The organism is Streptomyces omiyaensis, assembly GCF_014650895.1.
GTDB lineage: Bacteria > Actinomycetota > Actinomycetes > Streptomycetales > Streptomycetaceae > Streptomyces > Streptomyces omiyaensis.
The window spans coordinates 356,924-373,900 of sequence record NZ_BMVV01000005.1 but is presented as its reverse complement, the minus strand read 5'-3'; the positions used below and the strand labels follow the sequence as shown (position 1 = coordinate 373,900).

Here is a 16,977-nt window from a genome sequence, read left to right as displayed (position 1 = left end):
TGACGACATCTCGACATGGCGGAGATTCGCCACCGCTCGAACTGGTGCCCGACGTTCCGAATGGCGATGATCGTGCGTCATCCGACCGTCCAACCCCCGTGCTGACGGAGACCCCGCCCCACGGACCAGAGCGGAGCCAGGAACATGACGAACCCACCCGGCCGCAGACGCCTCGCCACGGCGGTCGCGGCCGTCCTGCTCGCCTCCCTGGCAACCACCGGGCCCGCGACGGCCGCTGATGCCGCCGACTCCGGCGGCGAGCCTCCTGCGGCAGCCCCGGCGACGAGCGCCCGCTCCCTCCTCGCCTCGCTCGGCCGTCAGGAGACCGAGGCGCTGCACCGCATGGCCGCCCTGGACCTGAACGGCCCGCACATCACCGACGAGGCCGTGCTGCGCTCGGACGAGCCCGTCGACGTCATCGTGCGGCTGAGCACGCCCCCGGCCCGTACCGCGCGACTGCTCGCCGCGGGCCAGGGCCGGGAACTGAGCGAAGCCGACGCCCACGGGGCCGTGACGAAGGCGCACGCCGACTTCCGCACCACGCTCGACAGGCTGTTCCCGGCGACCGGCGCCAAGGCCGGCGCCAGGACCGAAGCCCGCGTGCGCCGCACCTACACCCGGAGCTTCACCGGCGTCAGCCTGAGCGTGCCGGGCGACCGGATAGCCGACCTCCTGGAGCAGGACGGCGTGACGGCCGTCTGGCAGGACACCGCCGTCCGGGCACTGTCCGACCCCGAGACCGGCCCGGCCGGAGCCGCCGACATCGGCGGGCAGGACCACGACGACGGCCTGGCCCGCCTGCACGCCGAGGGCGTCACCGGCAAGGGCGTCAAGGTCGGCGTCATCGACACCGGCATCGACCACCGTCACCCCGACCTGAAGGACGCCTACGCCGGCGGATACGACTTCGTCGACGACGACACCGACCCCATGGAGACGACGTACGCCGACTGGAAGGCGTCCGGTCAGGCCGAGACCGACCGCGGCTCCACCTACTACACCGCGCACGGAACCCACGTCGCGGGCATCGTCGCGGGCCGCGGCGACACCTCCACCGAGCGCGCCGCGCACGGCGTCGCACCCGGCGCCTCCGTCCACGCCTACCGCGTCCTCGGCCCGTACGGCACGGGCCGCACCAGCGACATCATCGCCGCGATGGACCGCGCGGCCGAGGACGGCATGGACGTCGTCAACATGTCGCTCGGCGCCGCGATCAACGATCCCCTCAGCCCGCAGGCCGTCGCGGCCGACAACCTCGTCCTCGCCGGTGTCACGACCGTGATCGCCGCCGGCAACAGCGGTCCGTCCGAGGGCACCCTGGGCACCCCGGGTGCCGCCGCCCTGCCGATCACCGTCGGCGCCCACGCCGCGCCGCTCACCCTGCCCGCGTACACCCTCGCCGCCGGTCCCGTCCGGGTCGGGGGCCGTCTTCTCGCGCAGTCCTTCGGAGACGCCCTCGACGCGCTCACCCGGGGCGACGGCCTCGGCGTCACCGACGTCGGCACCGGCACCGCCGCCGGTTACACCGGCAAGGACGTCACCGGCCGCGCCGTCCTCGTCACGCGCGGCGGCACCAGCCTCGACGACAAGGTGCGCCGCGCGCGGAGCATGGGCGCCGCCGCCGTCCTCCTCGTCAACGACAAGGCGGACGAGGGGCACATCCCGGCCTACCTCGGCGAGAAGCCCTCCTACGTCCCTGCCTTCTCCCTGACCGCCGCCGACGGAGCCGCCCTCGCCGCTGCCGCCGTCCAGGGCGAGGTCTCGTTCACCGCCGCGGGAACCTTCCGGCTCGGTGACGGCTCCCTCGCCGAATTCAGCTCGCGCGGCCCGGTCTACGGCACCTCGGCCATCAAGCCCGAGGTCACCGCGCCCGGCGTCAGCGTCCTGTCCTCCGTCCCGGCCGACGCCGTCGACCCTGCCGGAGGCGACCACACCACCGCGTACGCCCGCATGAGCGGCACCTCCATGGCCGCCCCGTACGTCGCGGGCGCCGCGGCCCTGCTGCTCCAGCACGACCCCGGCATGGGCCCCGACGACGTGAAGACCGCCCTGATGAACACGGCCGTGCCGCTCCCCGGGAACCCGAGCGTCTTCGAGGCGGGCGCCGGAGCCGTCGACCCGTACGCCGCTGTCCACGCACGCACCACCCTTCAGGTCCCGGCCCGCACGGCCTCCACCGGCCTCGACGGCACACCGACCGAGATCGAGCACCGCACCGGCGCCCTGGACCTCGGCGTGCTGCCGCCGGGCCGCGCCACCACCCGCGCCGCTCGCATGGAGCTCGTCAACACCGCCGGGGCGCCCGGCACCTACCGCGTGTCCGCCGCCTTCACCCGAGGCTCCGGCGCCTCCCAGGACGCGCGGGCCGCCGGCGTCACCCTCACCACCGACGACCGCGTGACCGTCGGAGCCCGCGGCAAGGTACCGGTCCGCACCACCCTGCACGTCCCGGCCGGAGCTCCCGTCGGCCATTACGAGGGCTTCCTCGTCCTCACGCCGCTCACCGCCGGCGCCTCGGGCACACTGCGCGTCCCCTTCGGGCTGCGCGTCGCGCCGTCGGGCTTCGAGGAGGTCGTCATGACCAAGCCGGTGATGTCCACGGGACGCGCCACCGCGGAGGGCGCGGTCGGCGGCGGCGCCGCCACCTTCGACCTGCGGATGGCCGGAGAGCTGCGCAGCATCGACGTGTTCCTCACCGACGAGCGTGGCGTGGACATCGGCTACGTCGGCGGCGTCAACACCACGGGCCTCACCGAGGGAGTCCTGTACGGCCCCGCCACCGTCGGCGCCTGGTACTACCCGCTGACCGGCGACGAGGGTACCCCGGTCGACCCGCGCGGCCGGTGGATGGAGGACGGCGCCCACCAGCTCCGCATCGTCGGCACCGATGCCTTCGGCGGCACCGACAGCGAACTGCGCCGCGTCTACGTCGACAACGCGGCTCCCCGCTACGAGGACTCCTACGGAGCCTGGGACCCGGCACACCCCCAGGTCGTCGAACGCGCCCCGACGGCATCGTCGTTCGAGCTGAACGGCACCCTGCGGGACGGCGAGGCCGACGCGATCCGGTCGTCGGGCCTCGACATCGGCCAGGACGACAACGTCCTCTACTACTCCCTCTACAGCCCCAACGCCCCCACCGGCCACGTCGCCGCGACCGAAGACGGCACGGTGCGCGGCTCGGTGGCCATCCAGCCCGTCGTCCCCGTCGCGCTCGTCAAGCTGTGGCCGGCCGACGCGGCCGGCAACATCGGCGCCACCCGCGTGCTCAACGTCGTCAAGGAGGGCACCCCGTACGTCGTCGGTGACGCGAGCGCCGCCACCGCCCGTGCGGGCGACCGGGTGACCTACACCCTCACCGCGCACGAGCTGAGGAGACTGCGGACCTTCACCTCCCAGATCCGCTACGACGACCGCAACATCCGGCTCGTGGGCGTCGAGCCGACGCCGGAACTGGCGGCCCACGCGCCGTCGGCCGTCCGTCGTTCCGACGTGTCCGCCGGCGCGTCCTCGTACAGCACCGTCACCGTCGACGTCGGTGATGCCGAGGGCATCACGGACGACGCCATGCCGCTCCTGAAGGTCACCTACGAGGTGACCGGCGGCTGGCAGACGGCGTCGGCGGGCCTCGCCACGGGCACCACCACGGTCGTCGACACGGAGGGCGTCCGGACCATGCTGAACATCCAGTTCTACGGGGCGGTCCGGATGCTCGCCCCGACCTCTTCCTTCGGGGCCCGGCCCGCCGTCCAGGGCCTGCTCACCGAGGCCGGCGCCTACGACGCCGCCCGCGACCACAGCGCCGACGACATCGCAGCCGCCCTCACCGCGCCCGACGGCACCGTTACGGCACTGACCGCGGACCGCACCGGCCGGATGTCGGTCTCGGGGCTCGCCCCCTCCGACGGGACCCACCGCTTCGACGTGCGGGTGCCCGGCCACTTCGGATGGTCGGAGGAGATCGACCTCGCGCTGCGCGGACCCTGGGGCCTGGCCGGTACCGGCGCCTCCTCCCGGGCGGCGCTCCTCGCCGGCGACGTCAACGGCGACGACGTCATCGACGTCCGCGACGCCGCCGCCGTCCACGCGGCACGCGGCACCGGCCTGCGGGCCGCCGACATCGACCACGACGGCGTCGTCGACGCCGCCGACATGGCCTGGGTGGTCACCAACTACCTGCGGCAGAACAGCATGTCCGAGCGGTACACCGACCCGGTGAAGCGGCTGCGGGGCCGGACCCTGGAGGACTACGTGGCGCTCATGTGACCGGTCGGCCACGCGCGGCCCGACGGGGTGAACCCCGAGCGGTCCGCGCGGGGCCGGCGCACGACGTGAGGGGTGGCGGGGCCGTGGGGGGCCCGCCACCCCTCACACCCAGTTGTTCCGCATCGCGTACCAGCCCAGCTGGACACGGGAGGAGACGCCCGCCACGTCCATCAGGGCCCGCAACCGCCGCTGGACCGTCCGCGGCGAGCTGCCGAGCTGATGGGCCGTGGCCGCGTCCGTCAGACCGGAGAGCATCAGCTGGAGCAGCTTGCGGTCCGTCGGGTCCAGGTCGCCGTCCTCCCGCAGATACGGGCGGGACCGCCGCCACACCGACTCGAACAGCTCGGTCACGAGCGCGACGAGAGGCGGCCGCAGCACCACCGAACGCCCCGGCTCCACCTGGACCATCGCGGTCTCCTCGTCCGCGACCACGAGCTTGGTCAGCGGATGGTCGACCACCCGCACCCGGTGACCGAGCAGCAGCCGCTCGTCGAGCGCCCGCAGTGCCGCCGGCTCGGTGAGGAACGCCCGGTCCACCACGACCCGGTAGGCGGCGACGGTGTTCCCGTCCCGGCGCAGCGGCAGCTCCTCGTCGTCCGCCGGCTCCTCTCCGCGCAGATCGGCCCCGGAGTCGCCTTCGGGCATGGAGCGTTCCTCCTCGCCCGCGTCCTCCGAGAGGGTGGTCGGCACCGGAGCGACGGCGTTCGCACCGGACTGGAAGACGCAGAGGGAACGACGGGCCGCGTACTCCAGGGCGTTGAGGCGGAGGGCCTGCGCCGTCCTGCCCTCCACGAACTCGACCAGGAGCTCCTCGGCCCGGACGGACTCCGGGCGCCACTGGGTGAGGACCCGGGTGAGCGAGTCGTCGGCCCGGCGCAACTCCGCCTGGAGGTCGGCGAACCGGTTGCGCAGAGCGAGATCGGTCACGGCGTCGGAGGGGTGGGACGGCGTGGCGGCAGCGGCGCCGGCGGTCTGCCGGGGCTGGGTTCCATGTGCGGACGACATGGTTCCAGTGTCGTCATGTGCACGGCCGTAGTCACCCCTGACCTCGTCACATCCGTCTCCGCGCGATCGGCCCCGGGGAGGCGGGTGCGGTGGCGAGTCGGCGTCATGACGGCCTCTCGCCAGCCCGAAGTTCCCCGGCGGCACGACGGATTGGCCACGCTGCTGCTGCCCCTCGATCCCCCAACCTGGAAGGACATTTGTGAGAACCCGCAGATCCTGGCAGCGGATCGCGGCCGCCCCGGCGCTCGCCGCGCTGCTCGCCGCCGTCCCGCCCGCCGCCCACGCGGCCGACCCGTCCACCCCCCTGGGCCCGGAGACCGTCGGTCGTACCGTCACCGTCACCCTCGTCACCGGCGACGTGGTCGACGCCCGGGTCGCCGCCGACGGCACCGTGCTGTCCGCCGCCCCGCGCCCCGCCGACGCCACCGACCACCCCGCCGCCACCTGGCAGGACGGCACCCGCACCTACGTCTTCCCGCAGGGCGTCGAGCCGCTCGTCGACGCCGGACTCGTCGACCCGGCGCTCTTCGACATCGGCGGGCTCGTCGCCGACGGTTACGACGATGCGCACAGCGACACCCTTCCCGTCGTCGTCTCCTACGGCTCCGGCGGCGCCGCCCGCCGTGCCACGACACCCGGCACCACCGTCACCCACACACTGGATTCCATCGGCGGCGCCGCCCTCGCCGTCGACAAGGAGTCCGCCGCCGACGCCTGGGCCGCCCTGGCGCCGCGCGGCGACCGCGCCCGCGCCGCCGGTGCCGTCCGCCGGATCTGGCTCGACGCCAAGGTCCACGGCACCGCCGCCGACAGCCTCGGCACCCCGACCGTGCCGCTCACCGGCGCCGAGGCGGCGCACCGCGCCGGGCTCGACGGCAGCGGCGTCCGGGTCGCGGTCCTGGACACCGGCGTCGACGCCGCCCACCCCGACCTCGCGGGCCGGATCGCCGCCACCGAGGTCTTCGTGTTGCGCGCCGACGCCGAGGACCGCACGGGCCACGGAACCCACACCGCCTCCACGATCGCCGGCACCGGCGCCGCCTCCCGGGGCCGCTACGCGGGCATGGCGCCCCGGGCGGACCTCCTCGTCGGCAAGGTCCTCGGCGACGACGGCTCGGGCACCCTCAGCGGCATCGTCGCCGGCATGGAGTGGGCCGTCGACCAGGGCGCCCGGATCGTCTCCATGTCGCTCGGCGCCGACGGCGCCACCCGCTGCGCGGGCCCCGACGTCGAAGCGGTCCAGCGCCTCTCCGACAGGGCCCTGTTCGTCATAGCGGCGGGCAACGCCTCGCTGCGGGGCACGGTCTCCACCCCCGGCTGCGCGCCCGCCGCGCTGACCGTCGGCGCCGTCGACCGCAAGGGCGTGACGGCCTCCTTCTCCAGCCGGGGCCCGTCCGCCGACGGGGTCTCCGCCAAGCCCGACATCGCCTCCCAGGGTGTCGGCGTCGTCGCCGCCCGAGCCGGTGGCCGCGGTGACCTCGCGTACCAGGAGATGTCCGGTACGTCGATGGCCGCCCCGCACGTGGCGGGCGGCGCGGCTCTCCTCCTCCAGCGGCGGCCCGACCTGACGCCCGCCGGTCTCAAGGCCCTCCTGACCTCGTCGTCGGCGACCACCGACGCCCCCGTCCCGGAGCAGGGCGCCGGCCCGATGGACGTGGCGCGCGCCGTCGTACAGCCGGTGACCGCCGCACCGGCGCCGCTGCTCGGCGACTTCTCCTACCCCCAGTCCGGCCTCGACCCGGTCGACGCACCCGTGACGCTGACCAATGGCACCGACGAGGACGTCACCCTCCAGCTCGCCGTCCGCGACGTGCGCGGCGACGACGGCTCCCGGGTGCGGGGCTTCGCCCGGCCCGCCCGGCACGCGGTCACCGTCCCCGCCCACGGCACGGCCGAGGTTCCGATCCGCATCGACCCCTCGGTCCCCCTGGACGCCGCCGCCCTCGGCACGCTCACCGGACGCCTCGTCGGCACCGGACCCGACGGCGTGCGGCTCGTCGTCCCGTTCGGCGTGCACCTGGAGGTGCCGTCCGCGGACCTCACCGTCGAGGGGATCGACCGGCACGGCGAGCCGGCGGTCTCCCCCTCGGCCTTCCAGCTCTTCGACGACCATCGCGACACGGCGCGCCGGTACACCCTCGGCCACCCCGAAGCGGGCAGCACCACCCTCCGGGTACCGCTCGGCACGTACTCGCTCAGCGGTCTGATCATGACGCGGGACGAGCCCGGCGGCGCGGGCAGCGTCGCCTCCGTCGCCCAGCTGTACGAGCCCCGGCTCACCGTCACCGGTGACACCACGGTCACCTTCGACGCCCGCGAAACGGAGCGGCTCTCCTGGGACACCGAGCGGGCCGGCCAGGCCGCCGGTTTCGCCCTCGGTCTGACCGTGGCCCTCGACGACGCGCGGCGGCTCAAGGCCGGCTACCTCGCCGCCGTGCCCTCCTACGTCAAGGACGTCTACGCCCGGCCCGTGCGCGCCGACGACCGGCTGACGTTCCTCGCCTCGGCGCGGCTGACCGCGCCCCGGGCCCGGCTCATCAGCTCCGGCGGCCGGACCCTCGACGCCCTCCCCGTCCAGAGGTCCACGGAGTTCGACGGGCGCGGCACGGCCGAGGTCGTCGCCATCGGCAAGGGCACCGCCGACCGGTTCGCCGCCCATGACCTCCGGGGGAAGATCGCCCTGGTGGACGCCGGCCCCGGCGGCGGCAACGCCCACACCTGGGACCAGGCCGCGGCGGCGGCCGGCGCCGTCGGTGTCCTCGCCGCCGTCCCCGACAGTCCGGGCCGCCACCAGCTGACCGGCCCCGAGGGCGTCCCGCAGTCCACGGTCACCTGGGCCGACTCCCTCGCGCTCAAGGCGGAGGCCGAGCGTGGCCCGGTCACCGTGGCCTGGTCGGGCACCGCCACCGCGCGCAGCCCGTACGTCTACAACCTGGCGCACGTCGACCGGGGCGCGATCAGCGCCGGGACGGAGCGGGTCCGCGACCGCGACCTCGCCGTGTCCGACGCCCGCTACCACGTGCAGACCGCGACGGACACGACGTACTGGTCGGACGTCCAGGTCGGCGTCCCCGGCTTCGCCGCGGTGTGGGCGGGCGGTACGACGCTGCCGTTGCGCGCCCCGCAGGAGCGCACGGAGTTCTTCACCCCGAGCGGCGAGGACGGCCTGACGTGGACGACGCTCATGCGCCGTGACCTCGGCCCGTACGGCGGCACCGCCTATGACGGCCCGCGCCGGGCCGAGCGCGGCCGCGTCACCGGCGACTGGTACAAGACGCCGTACGGCCCGGTGCGCAACACCTACGACCGGCCGCTGATGTCCCGCGACGGCGACCGTCTCGGCTTCGTCGTCGCGCCGGTGGGCGATGCGGGCGGCCACGACTCGACGCTCGCCCGCACCGACTACGGCACCCGGCAGCTCCTCGTCGACGGCGAGCCGCAGGCGGCCACCGGCGGCGTCTTCACCCTGCCGCAGGAGTCCGCCGAGGTGACGTTCCGCCAGAGCTGGCGCCGGACCGTCTCGCCCGTCGACCGGACGGGCCTCGCGTACGCCACCTCCTGGACCTTCCGTACGGAGGCCGCCGACCAGGGGGCCCAACGCCTCCTCGTGCCGGTCGTCGACCTGCCGTCGGACCTGCGCAACTCCCGCCCCGCGGGGGAGCCCACGACGATCGGGCTGAGCGCCGTCGTCGACGGGCGCGCGGAGCCCGTCACGCCGGACTCGGCCGGCGTGGAGTACGCGTACGGCACCCAGAGCACCGTCGACACGGTCACCGACTGGCGTCCGGCGGAGGTGCGCCGGACCGGTGCCACCTGGACGGCGAGCCTGCCGGGCGACGCCCCCGCAGGAGCCTTCGTCCACCTGCGCGTCACCCTCGCCGACGGCGCGGGCGCCCGGGTCGACCAGACCATGGTCCGCGCCTACGAGCTGCGCTGACCGGACGGTGAGAAGGGGCCACCACCCGCTCTCGCGGGTGGTGGCCCCTTCCGATCCCGTCCCGGCGGTCGCTACCGCAGGTCGGGACGGTGGGTGACGCGGACCGTGTTCACCAGCGGCGTGCCGGTGACGGCCGACAGCGTCAGATCGAGCCGTCCGTCCGTGACCGTGACCGTGAAGGACTTGGTCAACGCCCGGTAGCCGCCCCCGGACTCCAGGGCGACGTCGACGTTGGACAGCTTCTCGACGCCCTCCGCGAGCACGTCGAACACCCGCCGCCCGGGTGCCTTGCCACTGAGTTCGGCGAAGCCCAGCTCGACCTGGTACACCCCGTTCGGCAGTCCGTCGAAGCGGTAGCCCGTGGCCGCCTGGCGGCCGGTCCGGAGCAGTTCCTGCTCCTGCGTGTTCCCGATGGACTTGTTGGTGCGGACGGCGACCGCGTCTTCGCCCAGGTAGCCGTACGAGCCCTCGGCCCAGGCACGGTCGGCCGTCCATGCGTCGCCCTGGCCGTCGACGAGCCCGCTCGTCGCGCCCGCGTCGACCGCAGACCGGTAGGCCGGGACGACGACGGTCAACGGCAGTTCGGTGACCGGCGCGCGGCCGCTCGCCGAGGCGACCACCAGCGTGCCCTTCAGGACCGTGCCCGGGGTCGCCCGGCTGGTGTCGAAGGTCAGCGTCACCCGCTGCGTCCCCGACGCGTCGATCCGTCCGGCCGACGGCGTTGCCGTCAGCCAGGGGGCGCCCGCCTTCTCCCGTACCGTGTAGTCGGCCGCGGAACCGGAGTTGGCGAGGACGAGACTCCGCTCGCGGGTCTCCCCGGCCGGGATCGTCAGCGCCCAGCCCTCCGTACGGTCGGCCACGACCACGCCCGTACGCAGCCTCGTCCCGGTCCGCAGGACGGAGAGGCCCTGGAGCGTCGCGGTCTCGGTGACCGGCTCGTAGTTCGGCGCGGTGACACGCACCTCGTACGGCGCCGGGTCGGTGGCCGGCACCTGTGCCAGGTACGAGCCGTCGGCCCGCAGCGCGGGCGTGGCCACCGCGGTCCCGTCACGGGTGACCGTGACCTTCGCGCCCGGCACCGGCTTGCCGTCGTTGGCGTCGAGGACCGTGCCGGAGACGACGGCACTCCGCTCGGGGCGGAACCGCACCGCCATGCCCTCGCGCAGGGACACCTCCTTGAAGGAGTACAGGAAGGCGTCGGTGCCCTCGTGGTTCTCCGCCCCGACGGTGGCACCGGCACCCAGCTCGTCGTTCACCCCGCCGGGATCGACGCCCCGGTAGTGGAAGGAGTAGGTGCCGTCCTCACCGATCGCCGCGGCGAAGCCGACGCGCCGGTCCGGGGTCTTGCTCAGCTGCATGTCGCGCCATTCGACGACGAACTCCCGGTGGGGCGCGGTGCCGCGTACGGCCGTGTAGATGCCGGAGGCCTCGTCCATCCGCAGGTCGTCCCAGAAGGGGTACAGGGCGCCGTTGGCGCCGGTCTTGTCCGGCAGCCGGGTGTTGGCCCCGCCGAAGTCCGGGTAGCCGAGGATCAGCACGCCGTCCAGTGAGACCCATGCCTTGTCGTAGGTGCGCCCGTAGAGCGCGACCGGGAACGGCAGGTCGACGACGTCGTAGCCGCTGTACGGGCCGGTGATGTCCACGCGGCTGTCGCCGCTCGGGAACGGCGCCGCGCTCTGCCGGCAGGTGGTGCCGAAGCCGTCGACGCGGCCGGACAGGCTGACGTTCCGGCCGAGTCCGCCCGTGCCCACCGTGACGCCGATCGCCTCGGTCTCCGCGCACTTGTTCCGGGGCGTGATCGTCACCTCGTACGTGCCCGTGGGCAGGGTGAGCGCGTAGCGCCCGTCGGCACCCGTCGTGGTCCGCACCGGCGTGCCCTGGACGACCAGCTCCACGTCGGCCTCGGGACCGGAGACGCTGCCGACCGTGCCGGTCACCGTGCCCGTGGGCGCCGGAGCAAGGACCGTGTCGGTGGTCGTCGTGCGGTCCGCGACGACCGTGACGTCGCTCTTCCCGGTCAGGTAGCCGAACTTCACGACGGTGACCGGGTAGGTGCCCGCCACGACCCGGGGCAGCGTGAACGTGCCGTCGGACCTGGTGCGGGCGGTGGCCCGCACAGGGCCGGTGAGGCTCACCGTCGCGTCGCCCACCGGTGTGCCGGCCGCCGTGGTCACCGTGCCGGTGAGGGCGCCGAGCGCGCCGCGGGGCGCGGCCGTCACCGCGGCGTACGCGTCGAGCCGGCCCTCGCCGAAGACGTTGTTCTTCTGCGCGGTCCCGCCGCAGGCCGTCGCGTCCACGTCGATCGCGCTGCCGCCGAGCACGGCCTCCGTCGCCGCCACGTCGCCGCGCAGCGCCGGGGCCGCCGACCACAACAGGGCCACGGTGGCCGCGGTGTGTGGCGACGCCATCGACGTACCGGAGTTCGGCACGTATCCGCCACCGGGCGCGGCGGAGCGGACGTTGACGCCCGGAGCGGCGATGTCCGGCTTGACCGTGCCGTTCTCACCCGGTCCCCGGGACGAGAACGGCGCGATGCGGCCCGCGACGTCGAAGGCGCCCGTGGCGTACGAGGGCGCGTACGCGCCCGGCGCGCCGGCGACGTCGCAGGCCGGTCCGAGGTTGCCGCCCGAGAAGGCGGGGAAGATCCCCGCGTCCCGCCACGCCTGGACCATGTCGCGGTACCAGGTGTCCAGGGTGTTGCCGCCCCACGAGTTGTTCACCACGTCCGGCGCCAGGTCCGGGCGCGGATTGCGGCCCTTGGCATCGGTCGGGGCCAGCATCCACTGGCCCGCCGCCAGCAGCGCGGAGCGGGTGCACTCCTGCGGGTTGCACGCCTTGGCGGCGATCCACGTGGCACCGGGGGCGACACCGATGCGGTTGCCGGCGCCGTCGTCGCCGACCATCGTGCCCATGGTGTGCGTGCCGTGGCCGCCCTCGTCGCACGGCTCGGGACCGCGCTCGGCGCAGACGCCGGTCGGGTCGAACCAGTTGTACGCGTGGTCCACGGTGCCGTCGGCGGCCAGGCCCCGGTAGGAGCCCAGCAAGGCCGGATGGTCGTGGTCGACGCCCGTGTCGATGCCGGCGACCACCGTTCCCTCGCCGCGCACGCCCAGTTCGTCCCAGACCCTGGGCGCGCCGACGCGCTCGACGTTCCACTCGACGCCGTCGACGGCGGCCTCCTGCACGGCCGGCAGCGGGTCGGGCACGGCGATCGGGTCGTCGGCGAGGATCGCCGTCACCTCGTCACGGGCGGCGATCCTCGCGGCGAGCGCCTCGCCGCCGGTGACCAGCATCGTGTTGCTGATCCAGAAGGACCGGTAGGCCGCGCCCTCCTGGTCGAGGAGGGCGCGGAGCCCGGCCTGGGCACGGTCGGCGTGGCCCTGCCTGGCCGCGATGACGGCGCGGCCGCGGGCGGTCTTGGCCGCGCGCCGTTCGGTGGCGGACGTACCGCTTCCGGAGACTTGGCCGCGGGGCGCGGACGTGTCCGCCTCGGAGGCCAGCTGGACCCAGAACCTCGTGCCGGCGCCGTCCGCGAACTCGGCGAGCGCCCCGCCCCGCGCCTTGCGCTCCAGCGCGCTCGCCGCCGGGACGGAGTCGTGGCCGGACGGAGGCGCGGCACCCATCAGGGGCACGCCCAGGAGGGCGGCCAGCACGGCGGGGACCAGGCCCCGTCGCAGTGATCTTCCTCTGCTCAACTTCTTCTCCTAGGTGTGGCGTTCCGCCGCGCGGACGCGTCGGATCCGTAGCGGGGAGGCATCAGGCGCCCAGGTCCGGCCGCTCGGTGACGCGGACGGCGTTCACCAGCGTCTTGCCCGCGTGGGCGACGAACCGCAGGTTCAGCTGGCCGTCCGCGACCTCGACGGTGAACGTCTTGGACAGCGCGGTACGCACGGAGCCCGTCTCGGCGACGATGTCGAGCGCCGCGACGCGTTCGACGCCCTCGGCCATGACGTCGAAGACCCGTTCTCCGGCCGCTCTGTTGGCGAGTTCGGCAAAGCCGAGGTCGATCTGGTAGACCCCGTCCGGCAGACCGTCGAACCGGTACTCCACGGCTCCCTGGCGAGCGGTCCGCAGCGCCTCCTGGTCCTCCGTGCCGTACACCGCCTTGCCGGTCGACACGGTGCCCGTCCTGCCCACGTGTCCGTAGGCACCGGACTCCCAGGCCCGGTCGGGGCTCCAGCCGTCGGCGGCTTCGGCGTCGGCACCGGTGTCCAGTGCCAGGTGGTAGGCGGGGACGAGGACCCGCACCGGGACCCGGATGACGGGTGCGCGTCCGCTGTCGGACGCCACCAGGACCGCGCCGTCGAGCACCGTGCCCGGGGTGACGCCGGCGGTGTCGAACACGAGCGTGACAGCGGCCTCGCCACCCTTGTCCAGGTGTCCCGAGGCCGGGGTGGCGCGCACCCAGGACACACCGGCCTCGGCCGTGACCGAATAGCCGGTGCCGGAGCCGGAGTTGCGGACGGCGATGCTCCGCTCCCCGGTCCCGCCGGGCAGCACGGTGAGGACCGGCACGGCGGCGGGAGTCACCGTGACCAGGCCGGTTTCCAGGGAGGTGGCCCCCCGGGACACGGTCCCGGACGCCAGCGCGACGGTCCGGACGCCGGTCGTGTAGTGGGATGCGGACACGGTGACCTCGTAGGGCTCCGCCCCGGCCGTCACGGGCACCTGTACCAGGTACGCGCCGTCACTCGCGGTCGTGCCCGTGGCGACGGGCTCGCCCGCGCGAGTCACGGTCACAGCGGCTCCGCCGACCGGCTTGCCGTCGTTGGCGTCCGTCACGGTGCCGGAGACGGACGCGCTGCGCTCGGGCCGGAAGGCGATGCTCATGCCCTCGGAGAGGGATGCCTCGTTGTACGAGAACTGGAGGGCGTCGGTGCCGTCGCCGTTCTCGGCGGCGATGGTGGCGCCGAGGCCGAGCGCGTGGGCCCCGCCGGTCAGTTCCTTGTAGTGGTAGGAGTACGTGCCGTCCTCGCCGATCACCACGGCGAAGTCGAGCTTCTGCGTGCGGGCCGCGCTCGGCACCAGGTCCCGCCACTCCACGACGACCTCGCGGTGCGGGGCCGTACCGCGCGTCGACCAGTGGATGCCGCCGGTGGTGGTGGCGAGCTGGAGGTCGTCCCAGAAGGGGTAGAGCGAGCTGTTCGGGACGCCGGTGTGGGGGAGCGACCGGTTGGCCGCGAGGTTGGTCGTCGGCCCGAAGGCGAGGAAGCCCTCGATGTTCGGCCGCATCTCACGGTAGGTCCGGCCGTACAGCGCCACCGGAAAGGGAAGCTTGATGGTGGCGGAACCGGAGTACGGACTGGTCAGGTTCAGCCGGGTCTCGCCGGTGGGGAAGGCGGCCCCACGCACGACCCGGCAGGTCGTGCCGAACTTGTCGCTCCGGCCGGGCAGCGCGAGATCACGGCTGTGCGTGCCCTCCGCGACCTCGACGGTGAGCGCTCCGACCGTGGTGCACCGCGATGTCGGAGTGATCGTCAGCTGATGCTCTCCGGCGGGGAGTTCGAGCGAGTACGAGCCGTCTGCCCCGCTCGTGGTGACGACGGGGGAGCCGGCCACGGCGATCTTCGCGCCGGGCTCGGGGCCGCCCGCCGTGCGGACGGTGCCGGTGAGGGTGCCGAGCGGGGCAAGGGTGAGCGCGACGTCGCGGACGGCCGCCCCGCCCTCGGTGACCGTGGCGGTCGTCCGCTCCGTGACGTAGCCGAACCGCGAGACGGTGACCGTGTAGTCGCCGACCATCACCTTCGGCAGCGCGTAGGCGCCGTCCGCCTGCGTGGTCGCCGTCGCGTACATCGGACCGGTCAGCTCCACGGTGGCGCCCGCCAGCGGCGCTCCGCCGGTGGTGACGGTGCCCCGCAGTGCGCCGAGAGGGCCGCGCGGGGCCCCGTCGACCGCGCCGTACGCGTCGAGCCTGCCCTGGCCCCAGACGTTGTTGTCCGCCGCCGTGCCTCCGCACGAGGTGTCGTCCGTGTCGGCCGCCGTGCGGTCGAGGAGCAGCTCCGTCGCCGCCACGTCGCCGCGGAGCGCCGGGGACGCCGACCACAGGAGCGCGACCGTGGCCGCGGTGTGGGGAGACGCCATCGACGTACCGGAGTTGAGCGCGTAGCCCCCGCCGGGGACGGAGGAGCGCACGTCCACGCCGGGAGCGGCGATGTCCGGCTTCACCGCGCCGCCCTCACCGGCCCCCCGCGACGAGAAGACGGCGATCCGCCCCTCGCTGTCGAAGGCGCCGGAGGCGTAGGCGTTGGTGTACGCGCCGGGCGATCCGGCGGTCGCGCAGTCGGGACCGTCGTTGCCGCCCGAGAAGGCGGGGAAGATGCCCGCGTCCCGCCACGCCTGGACCATCGACTTGTACCAGGTGTCGATGATGCCGTTGCCCCAGGAGTTGTTGATCACATCGGGGGCGAGTTCCGGCCGCGGGTTCTGGCCCCGCGAGTCGGTGGGGGCGAGCATCCACTGCCCCGCCGCCAGGAGGGCGTCCTGCGGGCAGCCGAGGGTCGTGCAGGCCTTCGCGGCGATCCACCGCGCGCCCGGCGCCACGCCGATGCGGTTGCCGGCACCGTCGTCGCCGACCATCGTGCCCATGGTGTGCGTGCCGTGCCCGTGGTCGTCGCAGGGTGCGTCGCCCTGGCAACTCGCCGTGGGATCTGTCCAGTTGTAGGAATGACTGACGGTGCCGTCCGGCGCGCTGCCCCGGTAGGCGCGCAGCAGTGCCGGGTGCTGGTACTCGACGCCCGTGTCGATGTTGCCGACGACGACGCCCTCACCCCGTACGCCCAGCTCGTCCCAGACGCGAGGGGCGCCGATCGCGTCGACACCCCACTCGACGCCGTTCACGGCGGCCTGCCCGGTGCCGGGCAGCGGGTCGGGCAGGTCCACCGGTACGTCGGCCTCGATGGCGGCCACCTCGTCGCGCGCGGCGATCAGCTCGGCGAGCGCCCTGTCGCCGGTGACCTTCACCGTGTTGCTGATCCAGTACGGGGTGAAGCGCGCGCCCTCCTTCCGCAGCAGGGCCTTCAGGCCGGCCTGAGTGCGTTCGGCGTGCCGGGTCTTGGCCTCGATCACCGCGCGGCCCTTGTCGGCCTTGGCGCGTCGTCCCCCGGCTGCGGAGGCTTCGGCCTCCGAGTCCAGACGGACCCAGAACGAGACGCGGTCCTGCCTGGCGAGGCCGTCGAGCACCGCCCCGTCCGCCTTGGCGGCGAGCGTGTTCGCCTGTCGCGGGGCGGGAGGGGGAGCTGCCAGGACGGGGCCCGCCCCCAGCAGGGGCGCTCCCGTCGCGATCACGAGAGAGGCGGCGAGCAGTCCGCGCCACCTCGGGGTTCTTCGACTCACTGCATGACTCGCTTTCCTCGGAGGGCGGGGATCTCCCGCCCGGACAAGCGGCCGGTGGCGTGCCGGGTGCCGCCGGCCGCGGGTGCGACGGCCTGCCGACCGGTCGGGTCGGGGCGGTGCGTCACGGCCGTCCTGCGCTGAACTCCCCTGCCCGTAGCGGGAGATCACCGCAGGAGTATGCGATCGCGGTCATGCGGTGCGGTGGGTGCGGGGGTGGCGAGATGGCGACACGGCGGAGGCTCGCCATCGGCACCCGTCTAAGGCGGCGGTCAGGCTCGGCATCCCCTCACGACGTCCTTGGCGGCATTGCGACGTGACGGTGACTCGCCACCCGTGAGCGCTGCGCCCGCATGGCCGCGTCCCGTAGACCCCTCTGCAAAGGACCTGCTCCGGGGGCACCGGACCGCACCGGCCGCGACCGTCACCGCTTTCCCGCA

General features: G+C 74.3%; 5 protein-coding genes. 2 read left to right on the top strand and 3 right to left on the bottom strand.

Annotated features, from left to right (window positions below):
- Positions 1–144 precede the first annotated feature (144 nt).
- Positions 145–4,266 carry a S8 family serine peptidase gene (locus IE287_RS11685; RefSeq protein ID WP_189848884.1) on the top strand — a complete coding sequence of 1,374 codons (4,122 nt, stop codon included), beginning with the start codon at positions 145–147 and terminating at the stop codon, positions 4,264–4,266.
- Between the two features lie 102 nt (positions 4,267–4,368).
- Here IE287_RS11685 and IE287_RS11680 read toward each other — a convergent pair whose 3' ends face one another.
- Entirely contained in the window at positions 4,369–5,271 is a 903-nt protein-coding gene (locus tag IE287_RS11680; RefSeq protein WP_189848883.1) for a helix-turn-helix transcriptional regulator, read from the bottom strand.
- A gap of 199 nt (positions 5,272–5,470) precedes the next feature.
- On the opposite strand from IE287_RS11680, the gene IE287_RS11675 reads away from it, so the two are divergent.
- Complete coding sequence (locus tag IE287_RS11675) at positions 5,471–9,208, top strand: S8 family serine peptidase (RefSeq protein ID WP_189848882.1); 3,738 nt, start codon at positions 5,471–5,473, stop codon at positions 9,206–9,208.
- Positions 9,209–9,279: 71 nt separating this feature from the next.
- Here IE287_RS11675 and IE287_RS11670 read toward each other — a convergent pair whose 3' ends face one another.
- A complete protein-coding gene (locus IE287_RS11670; RefSeq protein WP_229883414.1) occupies positions 9,280–12,903 on the bottom strand; it encodes a S8 family serine peptidase in 3,624 nt (1,207 codons plus the stop codon).
- 61 nt (positions 12,904–12,964) lie between these two features.
- Positions 12,965–16,540, bottom strand: coding sequence for a S8 family serine peptidase (locus IE287_RS11665; RefSeq protein ID WP_229883413.1), 3,576 nt, complete (start codon positions 16,538–16,540; stop codon positions 12,965–12,967).
- Positions 16,541–16,977: the final 437 nt, after the last annotated feature.